The organism is Methyloversatilis sp. (genome assembly GCF_051861465.1).
Classification (GTDB): domain Bacteria; phylum Pseudomonadota; class Gammaproteobacteria; order Burkholderiales; family Rhodocyclaceae; genus Methyloversatilis.
Genome location: NZ_JBHYCQ010000002.1, coordinates 409,821 through 426,924 on the forward strand (window position 1 = coordinate 409,821; position 17,104 = coordinate 426,924).

General features: G+C 65.1%; 15 protein-coding genes. 8 read left to right on the forward strand and 7 right to left on the reverse strand.

All coding sequences use genetic code 11. The features are described from left to right. Both ACTIFF_RS04195 and ACTIFF_RS04200 read left to right on the forward strand, forming a co-directional pair. Positions 1 to 579: a flavin reductase family protein gene (locus ACTIFF_RS04195; protein WP_439535698.1), complete on the forward strand. Its 579-nt coding sequence runs from the start codon at positions 1 to 3 to the stop codon at positions 577 to 579. Positions 580 to 677: 98 nt separating this feature from the next. Beyond that, positions 678 to 1,751 (forward strand): trypsin-like peptidase domain-containing protein, encoded by a 1,074-nt coding sequence (locus ACTIFF_RS04200; RefSeq protein ID WP_439535699.1) that lies wholly within the window; start codon positions 678 to 680, stop codon positions 1,749 to 1,751. Between the two features lie 144 nt (positions 1,752 to 1,895). Here ACTIFF_RS04200 and ACTIFF_RS04205 read toward each other — a convergent pair whose 3' ends face one another. The 6 genes from ACTIFF_RS04205 to ACTIFF_RS04230 form a co-directional block, all read right to left on the reverse strand. Further along, the gene (locus tag ACTIFF_RS04205; RefSeq protein ID WP_439535700.1) at positions 1,896 to 2,780 is read right to left on the reverse strand and encodes a tetratricopeptide repeat protein; all 885 of its coding nucleotides are present in this window, start codon (positions 2,778 to 2,780) and stop codon (positions 1,896 to 1,898) included. A gap of 71 nt (positions 2,781 to 2,851) precedes the next feature. After that, the gene (locus ACTIFF_RS04210; RefSeq protein WP_257080205.1) at positions 2,852 to 3,124 is read right to left on the reverse strand and encodes an oxidative damage protection protein; all 273 of its coding nucleotides are present in this window, start codon (positions 3,122 to 3,124) and stop codon (positions 2,852 to 2,854) included. A 68-nt stretch (positions 3,125 to 3,192) separates the two neighbouring features. Beyond that, complete coding sequence (locus ACTIFF_RS04215) at positions 3,193 to 5,256, reverse strand: sensor domain-containing diguanylate cyclase (RefSeq protein WP_439535701.1); 2,064 nt, start codon at positions 5,254 to 5,256, stop codon at positions 3,193 to 3,195. A gap of 24 nt (positions 5,257 to 5,280) precedes the next feature. Beyond that, positions 5,281 to 6,603, reverse strand: coding sequence for an amino-acid N-acetyltransferase (gene argA, locus ACTIFF_RS04220; protein ID WP_305613641.1), 1,323 nt, complete (start codon positions 6,601 to 6,603; stop codon positions 5,281 to 5,283). Between the two features lie 55 nt (positions 6,604 to 6,658). Then, the gene (pap, locus tag ACTIFF_RS04225; RefSeq protein WP_439535702.1) at positions 6,659 to 8,146 is read right to left on the reverse strand and encodes a polyphosphate:AMP phosphotransferase; all 1,488 of its coding nucleotides are present in this window, start codon (positions 8,144 to 8,146) and stop codon (positions 6,659 to 6,661) included. Continuing rightward, entirely contained in the window at positions 8,146 to 8,868 is a 723-nt protein-coding gene (locus ACTIFF_RS04230) for a 16S rRNA (uracil(1498)-N(3))-methyltransferase (RefSeq protein ID WP_439535703.1), read from the reverse strand. Before ACTIFF_RS04230 ends, pap begins: the two co-directional genes overlap by 1 nt. Positions 8,869 to 8,942: 74 nt before the next feature. Between ACTIFF_RS04230 and ACTIFF_RS04235 the strand changes: the two genes are divergently transcribed. After that, entirely contained in the window at positions 8,943 to 9,500 is a 558-nt protein-coding gene (locus ACTIFF_RS04235) for a thioredoxin family protein (RefSeq protein WP_439535704.1), read from the forward strand. A 4-nt stretch (positions 9,501 to 9,504) separates the two neighbouring features. Further along, positions 9,505 to 10,305 (forward strand): inositol monophosphatase family protein, encoded by an 801-nt coding sequence (locus ACTIFF_RS04240; protein WP_439535705.1) that lies wholly within the window; start codon positions 9,505 to 9,507, stop codon positions 10,303 to 10,305. Between the two features lie 21 nt (positions 10,306 to 10,326). Here ACTIFF_RS04240 and ACTIFF_RS04245 read toward each other — a convergent pair whose 3' ends face one another. Then, on the reverse strand, positions 10,327 to 11,247 hold the full coding sequence (locus ACTIFF_RS04245) for a LysR substrate-binding domain-containing protein (protein WP_306477232.1): 921 nt from the start codon (positions 11,245 to 11,247) through the stop codon (positions 10,327 to 10,329). A 437-nt stretch (positions 11,248 to 11,684) separates the two neighbouring features. Between ACTIFF_RS04245 and ACTIFF_RS04250 the strand changes: the two genes are divergently transcribed. The 4 genes from ACTIFF_RS04250 (at position 11,685) to gap (ending at position 17,071) form a co-directional block, all read left to right on the forward strand. After that, entirely contained in the window at positions 11,685 to 12,779 is a 1,095-nt protein-coding gene (locus ACTIFF_RS04250) for a class 1 fructose-bisphosphatase (protein WP_306477231.1), read from the forward strand. A gap of 10 nt (positions 12,780 to 12,789) precedes the next feature. After that, positions 12,790 to 13,674 (forward strand): phosphoribulokinase, encoded by an 885-nt coding sequence (locus ACTIFF_RS04255; protein ID WP_439535706.1) that lies wholly within the window; start codon positions 12,790 to 12,792, stop codon positions 13,672 to 13,674. Positions 13,675 to 13,902: 228 nt separating this feature from the next. Next, entirely contained in the window at positions 13,903 to 15,933 is a 2,031-nt protein-coding gene (gene tkt, locus ACTIFF_RS04260) for a transketolase (protein WP_439535707.1), read from the forward strand. Between the two features lie 124 nt (positions 15,934 to 16,057). Further along, positions 16,058 to 17,071 (forward strand): type I glyceraldehyde-3-phosphate dehydrogenase, encoded by a 1,014-nt coding sequence (gene gap / locus ACTIFF_RS04265; protein WP_439535708.1) that lies wholly within the window; start codon positions 16,058 to 16,060, stop codon positions 17,069 to 17,071. Positions 17,072 to 17,104: the final 33 nt, after the last annotated feature.

Sequence of the window (17,104 nt, forward strand, 5' to 3'; positions counted from 1 at the left end):
ATGCCCGCATCAGCTGTTGAAACGGTGGAGCTGGCGAAGGCCTACCGCCTGCTGAACCACGGCCCGACCGTGCTGGTCAGCAGCACGCACGGGGCGCGACGCAACGTGATGGCGGCAGCCTGGTGCATGCCGCTCGATTTCGACCCACCCAAACTGCTGGTGGTGATCGACAAATCCACTTTCACGCGCGAACTGATCGAGGCGTCGGGCGAGTTCGCGATCAATGTGCCGACACAGGCGCAGCGTGCGCTCACCGTGGCGGTCGGCAGCGATTCCGGCCGCGAGCGGGACAAGTTCGCCGAGCTGCACATCACGACCTTCGCCGGCGACGCGGTCGCGGCACCACTGATCGACGGCTGCGTGGCCTGGCTGGAATGTCGCGTCGTCCCCGAAACACACAACCAGAGCCGTTACGACCTGTTCATCGGCGAGGTGGTCGCGGCGCATGCCGACAGCCGTGTATTCAGCGCCGGGCGCTGGCATTTCGGCCCGGGACATGACGCGCTGCGCACGATCCACCATGTGGCGGGCGGCGCCTTTTTCGTGACCGGACCGATGACGGACGGCGGCGCAGGCTGACGGCGCACCGGCCGCGCGAACTTTTTCGCGGTCACGGCATTCCGATGACGGCTGTTCGATCTTCCGCCGTTTCACCGCCACCCGTTGCGAGGCCGCCCATGATCCGCCTGTCCGCCCTGCTCGTCTGTTGTTTCGGCCTGTCTTCCACCGCCACGGCGAACGATGCAGCGGAAGAATTCGGTTCGGCCTTCTATACCGGCCTGTCGATCAGCGTGGTGCAGGTGCGCGTGCTCAATGGCGCCGGCAAGGGCTATTTCGGGTCGGGCGTCGTGGTGGCGGAGAACGAGGTCATCACCAACTGCCATGTCACCCGGCAGGCGGTGCGTATCGAGGTGGCCAAGGGGGCGCTGGTCTATCCGGTATTCGGCCAGAAGGCCGACATGTCCAACGACCTGTGCCTGCTGCGCACCGGACCGATGCCGCTGCGCGTGGCCGAGCTGCGCGACGCAGGGTCCGTGAAGGCGGGTGAAAAGTCCTTCTACTACGGCTACTCGGGCGGGATCGAAGCCTTTTTCGCGCCCGGGCGCGTGGCCACCACACATCCGCATGACGGCATGGCGGTCATCGAAACCTCGAGCGGCTTCGCACTGGGCGGCAGCGGCGGCGGACTGTTCGACGCCCGCGGCAGACTGATGGGCATCACCACGTTTCTCGCGTCCGGCCATGCCGGCGGCTACTTCGCCATGCCGGCGGAGATGATCCGGCGTGTCCGCACGCTGCCCGAGCGCGACGTGGCGCCGATCGACGGTTTGGCCATCTGGGAGCAACCGGATACCGCGCAGCCGTGGTTCCTGCGTGTGGCACGCATGGGGACGCAGGCGCGCTGGCAGGCGGCCGCCGAACTGGCCGGCGAATGGACACAGGCGCAGCCGGACAACGCCGACGCCTGGCATCAGTCAGGCGTCGCGCTGTCGCGCCTCGATCGTCACGCGGACGCGCTGGCTGCGCTGCAGAAAGCGATCCGCCTCGCGCCGGGTCACCCGCAGATGCTGTTCCACACCGCGCTGGCGCTGTCGCGCATCGGCCGCAGCGACGAAGCCGCAAACATCCGCAACGAGCTTGCGCTGGCCGACACCGACCTCGCCGGTCGGCTCGACAAGGCACTCGAAAATGGTGGGATACCGCCGGCACCTGCCAACAGTCCCGGCTGTCCGCGACTCGATACCTGCTGACCGCTGCCGCACTGGCCGTACATCGCCGCGGCAGCGCCAATTGCTTGAATCCGTGCTGGATCTGCAATCTTCGCATCTGTCGGGCAGGGCCGCGAACATGACAGCGTGGGCATCGGGAGGCGACCCGACGCATCGGACCGCAGTCTAGGGTCTGGCCGTGACGCCGATGACCCGTCCGCTCTCGGAAGGTGCTTCCGCCGTCACGTCCGGCTCGATGCTGGAGGATGCGTCTGCCGAAGGACCGGAGGCGGTGGGTGCGATGGTGGGTGCGGACAGCAGATCGCGCGACAATTTTTGCGCCGCTTCCACCTGCTCCGGTTTGAGTGAGGCCGCAATTTCATCGCGCGCACCGCGAGCAGCGCCATGTCCGAGGGCCGCGGCGCGATTGAACCATGCATAGGCCCGGATCAGATCGAGATCCACCCCTTCACCGATGCGGTGCAGGCGTCCCATGTGATATTGCGCCGCAACATGTCCCTTGCGCGCCGCCTCCATGAACCATCTGGCGGCGGCGTCGTAGTCCTGCAGCGTGCCGCGACCCAGCTTGTAGACCAGAGCCAGTTCGTACTGAGCTTGAGCGTGCCCCTGTGCCGCCGCCTTTTCGAACCACTTGATCGCTTCGACCAGGTCTTCGCGTTCGCTGGTTCCGCCCTGCGACAGCAGCATCGCATACTCGAACTGCGCCAGCGAACTGCCGGCTTCGGCGCGGATACGGGCGACATCACGCGGATCGAGCTCGGCAAGCTTTCTTTCGTGCTCACTTGGTATGCGCGACCCCGCGCTCTGCACGGTGATGACCACGAGGGCCGAAATGCCCAGAAACACCAGTCCTGCAAATGCGGCCAGCGGCACACGACGGAAGCGCACAAAGCGTTTGTGACAGTTGCGGCAGCGCACCGGACGCAACCAGAAACGCCCCGCCTTCTCGGCCGAGTTCTTCCAGCTGGAGTCCTTGGTGTTCCGGCTCATGCAGTACGGACAGCCGCGTGTGCCCTGCAGGATGCCGGAAGTGCGGGTGGAAACATTCATCGGCGCGAAATTAGCATGACGGGGCAAAGGCTTGCCGTGAATTACTGTGGCGCGGGCATGCGCACATCACATCAGGCAGCGGGCGGCACGAATCCTGACACGCCGTCTGCGCCCTCGCCGAAGAAGTGTTTCTCCATCTGCTCGGCAAGGTACTTGCGTGCGCGCACGTCCATCAGGCTGAGGCGGTTTTCGTTGATCAGCATGGTCTGGTACTTCACCCATTGCTGCCAGGCCTCCTTGGACACCGACTCGAAAATCCGCGCGCCGAGCGGGCCGGGCACCGGCGGAAAGTCCAGCCCTTCCGCTTCGCGTCCCAATTTGATGCAATTGACCATGCGTGCCATCGTGTCACTCCTTCGAAAAAATAGGGTTCGGAATCTACGTATCAGCGGCGCGTGCCCTGCCGCTGCGGTCAGGTGCCATGTCGGCGTTCGTACATCCGGAAAGCGTTCTTGCCATCGTTCTTGGCCGCGTACATCGCAGCGTCAGCCGCGCCCAGCAAGGCTTCGCCGGTCGACGCGTGAACCGGATAGATGCCGATGCCCGTGCTGACCGTCACATAGGCACGCTCGCCGTCGAATTCGAAGTTCATGCCCGACACGCGCTCGCCGATGCGTCGCGCCAGGCCGGTGATGGCCTGTTCGTCGGTGTCCGGGGCGAGCACACCGAACTCGTCACCGCCAAGCCGGAAGAAGATTTCGTTCCGCCGCACCACCGCGCCAACTTCGCGCGCCAGCTTCATCAACACCTGATCACCGGCCTGATGGCCGTGCCGGTCATTGACCGGCTTGAAGCCATCAAGATCGAACAACAGCAGGCCGAGTTGTGTGTGACGCCGGCTCGCGTCGGCAATCATGCGTTCGAGCTCTTCGTGGAAGCGGCGCCGATTGTAAAGATTGGTCAGCGGATCGCGTTCAGCCATCTTCACGAGCGCCTCGGCTGCACGCCGCTCCGCCGTGACGTCTTCGTAGATCCATACGCGACCGAGGAAGCGACCGGGCGTGGCCGACGGCACCAGCGCTGATTGCTCGCGGATGATGCGGCCGTCACGCAGCACGATGTCGAGCGGCTCGGTCGGCAGCCGCGTGGCAAGAATCTGCGCCATGCGCTCGCGATAGCCCTCTTCGTCCGCACGCAGCGGCGCGGTGCGCTCGATCAGCACGCTGTCGCGCATGCCTGAAACATTCTCGTCCGGCGCCATGCCCCAGATCAGCTTGAGCATCCGGTTGGCGTGCTGTGCGCGGCCGTCGCGATCGACGAACAGCACACCCAGCTTGATCAGGTCGAGCAACGCCTCGAGGCGCGAACGCTCTTCCTCGCTGCGCGTGAGGTAGTAATCGCGCAAGCCCTGCTCTCGACGCAGCGCGGTCACCGTGTCGAGCAGCTTCAGCTCGGCTTCCTTGCGGCTCTGGATGTCGTCGGCCGACACCCGCACGCCGAGACAAACGCCTGCCTCGTCGTAGATCGGCTGCCAGTTCAGGGATACCCACACCACCCCGCCATCGCGACGCAGCAGACGCACTTCGAAATTTTCGCCGCTGGCGCCGGCCAGCGCTTCCTGCGCACGGGTGGCAAAAATCTTGCGGTCCTTCTCATGGACCAGCATGCCGGCGAGATTCTCGCTCAGCAGGCAATCCAGCGGGCTGTGGCCGGTCACCCGTTCGATCGAACGATTGACCCAGATCAGGCGACCCTGCGGTCCGAACCAGGCTTCGACGCCAAAGGTGAAATCAGCGATCGCATGAAAACGCGACTCACTCTTGCGCAACGCCGTGACCCGCTCGTCGAGCGCCTGAACCATCTGGTTGAAGGCACGGGTGAGGCGCGCCAGCGCGTCGTCGCCAACCACCGGCAACGGATTGACGACTTCTGCACGACGCAGCGCGATGGCACGCGTTTCGATCGCGGTCACGCCATCCAGCACGCCGCCGAGCACCCAGCGGGTCAGCAGCACGTGCAGCAACAGAATCACGATGCCGAGCACCAGCACCGACGTTCGCAAGGTGGCGAGTGCCGCTTCGAGACGGACCAGGCTCGCACTGGCGCGCAGCACGCCTACCGGCGCGCCGGCGTCGGCTGGCGTCAGCTCGATCCGGAAATCGTGGCGACTGCGGCCGGCCGCCAGTGCAGCATGCAGGTCCGGATGCGGCGGTCCGAGCACGGCCGGACCACCGTCCGCCACCAGCACACGCCCCGCGGCATCGCGAACCTCGATGTAGCCAAGGCCACCCAGCCGGCGAAACGCACCCGCTTCGGCCGCGAGCCGCGTCTGATCATGCACCACGATCTCGGCCAGACGGCTCTGCATGTCGGCGGCCAGCGCATCGATGCGTGCATCTTCCTGCGCAATCAGGTGACCGGCCAGCAGGTGATGCGTGAGCCCGAGGCCAGCGACCAGCAGCAGGGCCAGCACGATCGCCGACCCGATGAGGCGTGCTTTCAGCGTGCCGATGCGCGCAAGCATGGCCGGCTTCATGTCAGTGGAGCGGCCGCCGCGTCATCAGAGCACCTTCACCAGAACCTTGCTGCGACGCTGCGGGTTATAGCTCTCGCGCTTCAGGCGCGGCAGCACATCGATGCCGGCTTCGACGAAACCACGCTCGACGAACCAGTGTGCCGTCACGGTGGTGAGCACGAACAGGCGCTTCATGCGCTCGGCCCGCGCCCGCCCCTCGACAAAGCTGAGTATCTGTTCACCATAGCCGTGGCGACGGTATTCGGGCATGACCGCGAGACAGGCGAGTTCGGCCATTTCTTCTTCCGCATACGGGTAGAAGGCGGCGCAGCCCATGATGACTTCGTCGTGTTCGAGCACGCTGAAGCGATCGATCTCGCGTTCGAGCCGTTCGCGGCCACGACTGACCAGCGTGCCATCCGCCTCCATCGGCGCGATCAGGCCGGCCACCGCCGGCACATCGTCCATGCGCGCATTGCGCATCAGCGCAAGCCGTTCACGCGAAATGACGCTGCCGACGCCTTGCGTGGTGAAGAATTCGAGCAGCAGCGCACCATCAAGGTCGCGGTCGATCATGTGCGCCCGGGCCACGCCCATCTTCACCGCACGGATCGCCCGCGGCAGGTAGAGGCCCAGGTCTTCGGTGATGCCGCGACCCGCCTTCAGCCATTGCGATGCTTCGTCAGCGGTGAGTTCCGGCACCAGCTCTCCGGCTTCATCGACGATGCCCGGCGCGTCGCACAGATAGATCAGCTTGGTCGCCTGCAGACCGATGGCAACCGATTCGGCCACTTCTTCCATGCACAGATTGAACACCTCGCCGGTCAGCGAATAGCCGTAGGGCTGCATCAGCACGATGTCGCTGTCGACCAGCGCGTCATTCAGCGCTTCGACGTCGACCTTGCGCACGGCCCCCGTGTAGCCGTGGTCGATGCCATCCACCACGCCCACCGGACGCGCCGTCAGGAAGTTGCCCGACGCCACCTCGATCGTGCTGCCGGCCATCGGCGTATTGGGCAGCCCCTGCGAGAACAGCGCCTCGACATCGATGCGGATGGCGCCGTTGGCGCGCTTCACGCAGTCCATGGCCGGCGCGTCGGTCACCCGCAAACCCTTGTGATAACGGGGCTCCAGGCCGCGCGCCGCCAGTTCTTCCTCGATCTGCGGGCGCGCCCCAACCACCAGCACCAGCTTGATGCCGAGCGCGGCAAGCAGGTTGCAGTCCTGCACCAGCGAATTGGCGAACGGGCTCTTCAGCACCTCGCCGCCGACCGCGACCACGAAGGTTCGGCCGCCGAAGGCATGGATATAGGGTGCTGCGCTGCGCACCCAGGCGACGAAGCGCGGTGAATCGGGATCAGCGTGCATTCAGGTTCCGTCCGGTAAGTTCCCGATTCTATCCGAGCGCGGCCCGCCGGAACGCTCAGCCGATCGCGGATTCGAGACGGTCGCAGACGGTCTGCAGGATGTTCAGGCGGGCGCGGTACTTGTCGTCCGAGCCGATCAACGCCCACGGCGCCGACTCGGTGTGCGTGCGCGCCAGCATGTCGCGAACCGCCGGCAGGTAGGACGTCCACCTTTCGCGGTTGCGCCAGTCGTCCGGCGTGATCTTGAAGCGCTTGAACCGGGTGCGGCTGCGCTCATTGAAGCGCTTCAGCTGTTCGTCGGGGCTGACGTCGAGCCAGAACTTGCAGACGATGGCGCCATGCGCCACCCATTCCTGCTCGAAGGCGTTGATTTCGTCGTAGGCGCGCGCCCAGTCTGCCGGCTCGGCAAAGCCTTCGACCCGTTCGACCAGCACCCGGCCGTACCACGAGCGGTCGAACAGTGCCGCCCGGCCGTTGCGCGGCACATCGCGCCAGAAGCGCCACAACCAGGGGTACTTGCGCTCATGTTCCGACGGCGCCGCGACCGGATGAACGCGGTAATACCGCGCGTCGAGTGCATGAGTGATGCGACGGATGGCACCGCCCTTGCCGGCTGCATCCATGCCTTCGAACACCAGCACGAGCGCGCGAGCGTCGAAGGCCGGCTGACGCAGCAGCAGGTTCAACCGCCCCTGCAGGGCTTCCAGCGCAGGCTGGTACTGCGCCTTGGTCATCGGCCTCGACGGAGCCGCTGCTTCACCGACCGGTGCCGCCGGCGCCTCGGCAACGGCCATTGAAGGCGGCGGCAACAACGGTGCCGGTCGGGGCGGTCGCCCGGCCAGCGTGGCGCGCAGCGCGCGCAGCACGGTGCGACCGACCGCCAGTTCGCACAGGCGGGTGTCCCGTGCGTCGATCAGATGCCATGGCGCATGCGGGTCGTCCGTCTCGCGGATCGCCTCTTCCGCCACCTTGCACAGCCTGCGGTGATGACGGTGTTCGTGCCAGTCCTCCGGCGTCACGCGCCAGCGCGTTGCGGCGTCCCTCTCGAGCGACTTGAAGCGGGCACGCTGAGTGTCGGCGTCCAGATGCAGCCAGAACTTGAGCACCACCGCATCGTCCATCGCCAGCATGTGCTCGAAACGCCGTATCGACTGCAGCGCACGCCCGAACGCCGGCCGCTTGAGGCGGCGGTCGACGCGATCGCGGATGGTTTCGCTGTACCACGCTTCGAACATGATGGCGGTACGACCGCGCGACGGCAGCGCCTGCCAGAAGCGCCACATGTGGGGTCGCAGGCGTTCGGCTTCGTCGCGCGACCCGAACGCACTGGTGCGGATGTGGCGCGGATCCATCCACTCGTTCAGCGTGTTGACGACCACGCCGCGCCCTGCGCCGGCCACGCCGGCGATCAGCAGAATGACCGGCGTGCGTGCCTGCTCGAGGATCGAGTACTGCGCATCGAGCAGGTTGGCACGCAGCCGCGCAACCGCCCGATCGAACCGGTCATCGTCCATCGCCTCAAGCGGGGTCAGCGCATCGAACATCAGAAGTCTCCGATCAGGGCGTTGAGCGCGGCCACCACAGCCACGCCGGCGGATTCGGTGCGCAACACGCGCGGGCCCAGGGTGAGTGCGGCAAATCCGCTGCGGCGCGCGCTCTGCAGCTCTTCGTGGTCGAAACCGCCTTCCGGACCGATCAGTACGCTGATCGGCTGATCGGCTTTCAGCCCCGCCTCGCGCAACGTTACCCCACCTTCCGGATGCAGCAGCAGGCGCTGTCCGTCGGCACCCGCTACGGCCTGCTCGAAGGAAAGCAGCGGCAGCACCTCGGGCACGACGTTGCGGCCGCACTGCTCGCAGGCAGCCACCGCAATCTGGCGCCAGTGCTCGATCCGGCGCGGGGCACGGTCGCCGGTCAGGCGCACGACCGTGCGCCGGCAACTCACCGGCTGAACCCGCGCAACGCCGAGCTCGACCGCTTTCTGCACGATCCAGTCCATCTTGTCCGACGCAGCCAGGCACTGCATCAGCGTGATCCGCAGCGACGGCTCCCGCACTGGCGCACGACGCTCGCCAAGCACCGCGCGCAGGTCGCGCCCCTTGCCTTCCAGTCGGGCTTCGACCTCGAAACCGCGACCGTCGAACAGGGTCAGCGGGTCGCCTGCCGACAGGCGCAGCACGCGTTCAACGTGGTGGGCGACCGCAGCCGGCAGCACAAGCACGCCGGCGGGTTCGTCAGGCAGAGGGCAAAAGAAGCGAGGATTCATCGTATTATCATTGGTGCACTGCGAGAGGATCACGACCCGCGCTCCGCCAGGGCGGGCAAACCCATGGAAGCATGATGGTCAGCACTTCGACACCTGTCTGTGATTTCGGCCTGGCAGCGCCGGACTTCCGGTTGCGCGATGCCGACGGTCGCCAGCATTCGCCCGGCACGTTGTGCGGACCGGCCGGTCTGCTGGTGATGTTCATCTGCAACCACTGCCCCTATGTGCAGGCAATACTGCCACGGCTGGTGGTGACGGTGCGCGAGTTGCAGGCGCTCGGCGTCGGCGCCGTGGCCATCATGTCGAACGACATCGACCAGTATCCGCAGGATGGCCCTGACGCCATGAGCGCGCTGGCGCGCGACAGGGCGTTCTCCTTTCCGTATCTGCTGGACGCCGACCAATCGGTGGCACGCGCCTATGGCGCTGTGTGCACGCCGGATTTCTTTGGCTACAGCAGCGCATTGAAACTGCAGTACCGCGGTCGCTTCGACGCCTCGCGCAAGGAAGCGGCACCGCCGGATACGCGGCGCGACCTGTTCGAGGCCATGCGCCTCGTGGCACTGACCGGCGACGGCCCGCGCGAGCAGACGCCCGGCATCGGCTGTTCCATCAAATGGCGTCAGGACTGAATCCATGAGCTCACCTACCCTCATCCAGATCGTCGACACCGCGCGCAGCGTGGCGCGCGAAGTCATCATGCCGCACTTCCTGACGGCACAACGCAACACCAAGGACGACGGCAGCCTGTTCACGGTGGTCGATCTGGCGGCGCAGGAAGCGCTGATCGAACGCCTGCCGCGCATCATCGATCGCCCGGTACTGGGCGAAGAAATGCCGGAATCGCTGCAGTTGCGTCTGTGGCACGAAGGCCAGGACGGCATCTGGTGCATCGATCCGATTGACGGCACGACGAACTTCGTCAACGGCATCCCGTTCTTCGGTGTGGCGATCGCCTACATCGCCGAAGGCCGGACGCGCTACGGCGTGGTGTACAACCCGATGACCGACGAGGCCTTCTACGCTGAAGAGGGCGGCGGCGCCTTCCTGAACGGTACGGCACTGCCGCTGCGCACGCCGGCCCGCCACCTGCTGGACGCGGTCGCCGGCGTCGATTTCAAGCGCATCCCCAAGCCGCTGGCCGATGCGCTCGCCACGCAGTCGCCGTTCTACTCGCAGCGCAACTTCGGTTCCAGTGCGCTCGAATGGTGCTTTGTCGCGGCTGCACGGCTGGATGTCTATCTGCACGGCGGCCAGATGATGTGGGATTTCGCCGCCGGCACCCTGATTGCCGCTGAAGCCGGCGCGCAGTGCTCGATGCTCGACGGCGAACCGCTGGACATGTCGCCCGGCCGCAAGACGCCGGTCGTCGTCGGCGCCAACGCGGCGCTGTATCGGGAATGGATGGACTGGCTCAACACGCACGGCGCGCGCTGAGCCGCACAGGCAAATCCGGCCTCACGCCGGCTGTGCGGACGTCACCTGCGCATTGACCAGACCACCGCCCTTTGCCAGCAGGAAGTCTCGCAGCGCCTGGGCGGCCGGCAGCAGATTCTTGCGGTCGCGATAGACCACATGCCAGTTGCGGATCACCGGTGTACCGGGTGCGGCGATCCGGCGCAGCACGCCGGTGCGCAGTTCGAGCTGGCACGTGTGTTCCGACAGGAAAGCCAGACCCATGCCCGCCATCGCCGCCTGCTTGATGATTTCATTGCTGGGCAGTTCGATGATTTCGGTCGGCCGGATGCCATGTTCGATCAGGAAGCTTTCCTGCGTCACCCGCGTACCGGAGCCGCGCTCGCGGATCAGGAAGGCCTCACGCCCCAGATCCTCCACGCTGGCCATGCCGCTGCCGGTCAGCGGGTGCCCTTCGCAGGCGAGGATGGACAGCGGATGCTCGGCGAACACGTGCGCCTCGCAACCCAGCGCAGCCGGCGGACGGCCCATGATGGCGAGGTCGATCAGGTTGTCTTCCAGTTGGCGGAAGATGTCGTCACGATTGTGCAGCGAAATACGCACCTGTACATCGGGAAAGCGCTCGCGGAAAGCCATCAGCAGCTTCGGCGCGATGTACTTCGCGGTGCTGACCACGCCAACCGACACCAGCCCGGCATGACCGCTCGCCATCTGGGCGAGCGCGGCTTCCGCCTCGGCCAGCTGGTGCTCGATGGCGCGTGCGTGACGGGCGATTTCCATGCCGACATCGGTCACACGCAGCTTCTTGCCCAGGGTTTCGATCAGCGGCAGTCCGATCAGCCCGTCAAGCGCCTTCACCTGCATCGAGACGGCGGGTTGTGTCAGATGCAGTTCCTCGGCAGCGCGCGAAATCGATCCGAGACGGGCGACCGCTTCGAAAATCCGCAGCTGGCGAAGCGACACCCCTCGTGTCCACTGAGTTGTCATATCAATCGGTATCAGGAAATTTAATTGATCGTATCAAAACAACTTATTTTGAACCACGGCAGATTCCAGATATATTGCACTGCAACAGCGGTCGAAAACGACGCGCAACAGAAGCACAGCGTGTTTTCGGAAGCTCACGATTTTAGCGTCAAATCCTGTCTGCTCAACAAGAATCGACAGGTGACCCAGGCTCCTCCTCCACAACCTTGTTTGTGGATTCATACCCCGGCTCGCAAGAGTCCGGGGTATTTTTTTGCATTTGCACACTGTGTTGCTTACCGTGGAACAGACCGTTCCATGGTTGCAGCACATGATTTGCTGTCACGATGACCTGTCGGAGCGCGACAGGCCGATGTGACAGCACGGCGGGCGACAGCTAGGATAAATCGACACCGGTTGCGAAGGAGGTTGCCATGACTGAAGGGCGCAAGACCCTCACGCGTTACACCATCGAGGCCCAGCAAAGACATCCGCAAGCGAGCGGGATCTTTTCGAGTCTGCTGAATGCCGTTGCGACGGCGGTGAAAATCATCGCCAACAATGTCAACAAGGGTGCGCTGGTCGGTTCGCTCGGCAGCTTCGAGGCGATCGGCAGCGGCGCGGCCATCAATCTCGCCGGCGGCGTCACGCAGAAGCTCGACACCATCGCCAACGAGGCGATGCAGCGCGAATGCGAATGGGGCGGCCATCTCGCGGCGCTTGCGCCGGATGGGCTGGACGGCTTCATTCCGACACCGGAACAGTCGCCGCGCGGCAAATACCTGTTGCTGTTCGATGCGCTGGACTGCAGCAACAACATCGACGTGAACCTGACCGTCGGCACGCTGTTTTCCGTGCTGCACGCGCCCAACCCGGGCGCCGAGCCGCAATTGTCGGACTTCCTGCAGCCCGGAACCGAACAGGTCTGCGCCGGCTACGCGCTGTACGGCCCTTCGACCATGCTGGTGCTGACCACCGGCGAAGGCGTCGACGGATTCACGCTCGACCGCGATATCGGCGCGTTCATCCTGACCCATCCGAAGATGCGCATTCCGGCGCACACCAACGAGTTCGCGATCAATGCGTCGAAGTCGCGCTTCTGGGAACCGCCGGTCAAACGCTATGTCGAGGAATGCTTGGCTGGCCAGACCGGACCTCGCAACACCGACTTCAACATGCGCTGGATCGCCTCGCTGGTGGCTGAAACCCATCGCGTACTGACGCGCGGCGGCGTCATCATGTATCCCGCCGATACCATGCCGTCGCAGCCGCCGGGCCGTATTTCGCTGATGTACGAAGCCAATCCGATCGCCTTCCTGATCGAACAGGCGGGCGGCGAGGCGACCAACGGCCGGACCCGGATCCTTGAACTGCCGCCGCGCAGCCTGCAGATGCGCACGCCGCTGATCTTCGGGTCGAGTGACGAGGTGCGTCGGATCGCCCAATATCACCACGAAAATGACCAGGGACTGGACCGTGAATACACTTCGCCACTTTTCAACATCCGTGGCCTGTTTTCCACGCTCTGAGGCCTGACGGATGTCGGTACGCCATCCTGTCATCGCCATCACCGGATCGTCGGGCGCCGGCACCAGCACGGTGACGCGAACCTTCCAGCACATCTTCCGGCGCGAGGGCGTCAACCCGGTCATCGTCGAAGGCGATGCCTTTCATCGCTATGACCGCGAGGAAATGAAGGTCATCATGGCGCGCGAGGCGGCCGCCGGCAACGAACACTTCAGCCATTTCGGCCCGGACGCCAACCTGTTCGAAGAGCTTGAAGCGCTGTTCCGGCAGTACGGCACCGAAGGCACGGGGCGCTCGCGTGCCTATCTGCACAACGACAAGGAAGCCGCGCCCTACGGGCAGCCCCCCGGCACCTTCACGCCCTGGGAGGACATTCCGGCGGGTACCGACATCCTGTTCTATGAAGGCCTGCATGGCGCCGTGAAAACCGACCGCATCGACGTCGGACAGCATGCCGACCTGCGCATCGGCGTCGTACCCATCATCAATCTGGAGTGGATACAGAAGCTGCACCGCGATCGCGAGCAACGCGGTTACACGACCGAAGCCGTGACCGATACCATCCTGCGCCGCATGCCGGAATACGTGCACTACATCTGTTCGCAGTTCGAGAACACGCACATCAATTTCCAGCGGGTACCGATGGTCGATACCTCGAACCCCTTCATCGCACGCGCCATCCCGACGCCGGAAGAGTCCATGGTGGTGATCCGCTTCGCCAATCCGCGCGGCATCGACTTCCAGTACCTGCTGAGCATGCTGCAGGGTTCCTTCATGTCGCGCGCCAACACCATCGTGATTCCGGGCGGCAAGATCGAACTGGCCATGCAACTCATCTTCACGCCGCTGATCCTGCGGCTGGTGGAAAACGGGCGCAAGGCGCGGGCGCGCTACTGAACGTGCCGTCACGGCGCCTGCTGAAGCACCGGATCAACGCCGATTCCTTGTGCCCGGGGACCGGCATCGGCATCCCCCTCGTGCGATCCGTGCCGCTTCAGCCCGCGCCTCTGGCGCATCCCGCAAGGCCGGACACGGAAAGTCGGCCGGATTGCGGAACGCAGCGTGCTATCCAGAGGCCTTGTTTTCGCGGATAATTATGGGTTTTTCCGGCCGGAACCTTGCCCTATGACCGCCTCGACCGCCGTCCCGACCATCACACCCCGCGGGGGCTTCAATCCGATCACCGGTGCCATCCGTGCGCTGGCGATGGATGCCGTCCAGAAAGCCAACTCCGGCCATCCGGGCGCCCCGATGGGCATGGCGGAAATCGCCGAAGTGCTGTGGCGCCATCACCTGAAGCACAACCCGGCCAATCCGGAGTGGGCCGACCGTGACCGCTTCGTGCTGTCGAATGGCCACGGTTCGATGCTGTTGTACGCCCTGCTGCACCTGACCGGCTACGACCTGTCGATCGAGGATCTGAAGTCCTTCCGGCAGTTGCATTCCAAGACACCGGGCCACCCGGAACGGGGCTACGCACCGGGCGTGGAAACCACCACCGGCCCGCTCGGCCAGGGTCTGGCCAACGCGGTCGGCATGGCGCTTGCGGAACGGGGCATGGCGGCGCAATTCAATCGACCCGGCCATACCGTCGTCGATCATTTCACCTACGCCTTCGCGGGTGACGGTTGCCTGATGGAAGGGATATCGCACGAAGCCTGCTCGCTGGCCGGCACGCAAGGTCTGGGCAAGCTGATCGTGTTCTACGACGACAACGGTATTTCAATTGACGGCCACGTCGAGGGCTGGTTTTCCGACGACACGCCGAAGCGCTTCGAAGCCTACGGCTGGCAGGTCATCCCGGCGGTCGACGGTCACGACAGCGCCGCCATCAACGCTGCAGTGATCGCGGCGAAGGCCGACCTGTCGCGGCCGACGCTGATCTGCTGCCGCACGGTGATCGGCCTCGGTTCGCCGAACAAGGCTGGCGGCCACGATGTGCATGGCGCGCCGCTGGGGGCCGCAGAAATCGAAGCGGCGCGTGCCTTCATCGGCTGGTCGCACGCCCCGTTCGACGTTCCGGCCGACGTCTATGCAGCGTGGGATGCCCGTCCCTCGGGCAAAACGGCCGAAGCGGGCTGGAACGAGCGATTTGCAGCCTATGAGGCAGCCCACCCCGACCTCGCGTCGGAGTTCAAACGCCGCATGCACGGCACGCTGCCCGCCCACTTCGATCAGGTGGTGAGCGACACGATCGCAAAGTTCGACGGCAAGGCCGACAACATCGCCAGCCGCAAGGCCAGCCAGAACTGCATCGAAGCCTTTGCGCCGGCGCTGCCGGAGTTGCTCGGTGGCTCCGCTGACCTCGCCGGGTCCAACCTGACGCTGTGGTCGGGTTCGAAGGGGATATCGGCCGACAACCCTGGCGGCAACTACATCTATTACGGTGTGCGCGAATTCGGCATGTCGGCCATCGCCAACGGTATCGCGCTGCACGGCGGCTACATCCCGTATACCGCCACCTTCCTGATGTTCTCCGAGTACGCGCGCAACGCGCTGCGCATGGCGGCGCTGATGAAGCTTCGCCAGGTGTTCGTGTTCACGCACGACTCGATCGGCCTCGGCGAAGACGGCCCGACGCACCAGCCGGTCGAACAGACGGCCACGCTGCGCCTGATGCCGAACATGGACGTGTGGCGTCCGGCCGATACGGTCGAATCCGCCGTTGCCTGGGCCAGTGCCCTCAAGCGCGATGACGGCCCGACCTCGATGATGTTCTCGCGCCAGAACCTGCCGCACACCGCGCGCGATGCCGCGACGATTGCGGCCATCGCCCGCGGCGGCTACGTGCTGTCGGATGCAGAGGGCGCGCAGGTCGTGCTGATCGGTACCGGTTCCGAAGTGGCCCTGGCGCTCGCCGCACAGAAGGCGCTGGCGGCCGAAGGCGTCGCCGCGCGCGTGGTCTCCATGCCGTCGACCACCGTGTTCGACCGGCAGGACGCTGCCTGGCGCGAAATGGTTCTGCCGCGCGCGCTCCCGCGCGTGGCGGTCGAAGCTGGCGTGACCGATCTGTGGCGCAAATACGTCGGTCTCGACGGCGCCGTCATCGGCCTGGACCACTTCGGTGAATCGGCACCGGCTGGCGAGCTGTACAAGGCTTTCGGCATCACTGCCGACGCGGTCGCCGCCGCCGCCCTTAAGGTGGTCGCCAAGTAAGGACTCACACATCCGGGCACCGCGCTGCGGACGGTGCCAACTACGGCGCAGCGCCACCACAAGTTGCGCTGCACAATCCGCAGGTTTCATTGAATCCATACCCACTGGAAAGGAAGTTGCAGACATGACGATCAAGGTTGCCATCAACGGATACGGGCGCATCGGCCGCAATGTGCTTCGCGCACACTACGAGGGCGGCAAGCGCCACGACATCCAGATCGTCGCGATCAACGATCTTGGCGACCCCAAGACCAACGCCCACCTGACCCGTTACGACACTGCCCACGGCAAGTTTCCGGGTGAAGTGAGCGTCGACGGCGACTACATGGTGGTCAATGGCGACCGCATCCGCGTGCTGGCCAACCGCAATCCGGCCGAACTTCCGTGGGGTGAGCTGGGCGTCGATGTCGTGCTGGAATGCACCGGCTTCTTCACGACCAAGGAAAAGGCGTCGGCCCACATCAAGGGCGGTGCGAAGAAGGTCATCATTTCAGCGCCGGGCGGCAAGGACGTCGATGCCACCATCGTCTATGGCGTGAACCACGGCGTGCTGAAGTCAAGCGACACGGTGATTTCGAACGCCAGCTGCACCACCAACTGCCTGGCACCGCTGGTCAAGCCGCTGCATGACAAGATCGGCGTCGTGCATGGCCTGATGACCACCATCCACGCCTACACGAACGACCAGGTGCTGACCGACGTCTATCATGAAGATCTGCGCCGCGCGCGCAGCGCGACGATGTCGATGATTCCGACCAAGACCGGCGCCGCTGCCGCGGTCGGTCTGGTGCTGCCGGACCTGAACGGCAAGCTGGATGGCTTCGCGATGCGCGTGCCGACCATCAACGTGTCCATCGTCGACCTCACCTTCACGGCCGCGCGCGCGACGACGACCGAGGAAGTGAATGGCATCCTGAAGGCCGCGTCGGAAGGCGAACTGAAGGGCGTGCTGGGCTACAACGTCGAGCCGCTGGTGTCGGTCGATTTCAACCACGATGCCCGCTCGTCGATCTTCGACTCGACGCAGACCCGCGTCATGGGCGGCACGCTGGTGAAGGTGCTGTCCTGGTACGACAACGAATGGGGTTTCTCGAACCGCATGCTGGACACGACGGTTGCCCTGATGGCGGCCAGGTAAAGGCACCCCGATCCGGGGCGGGGTTCGGGGCGG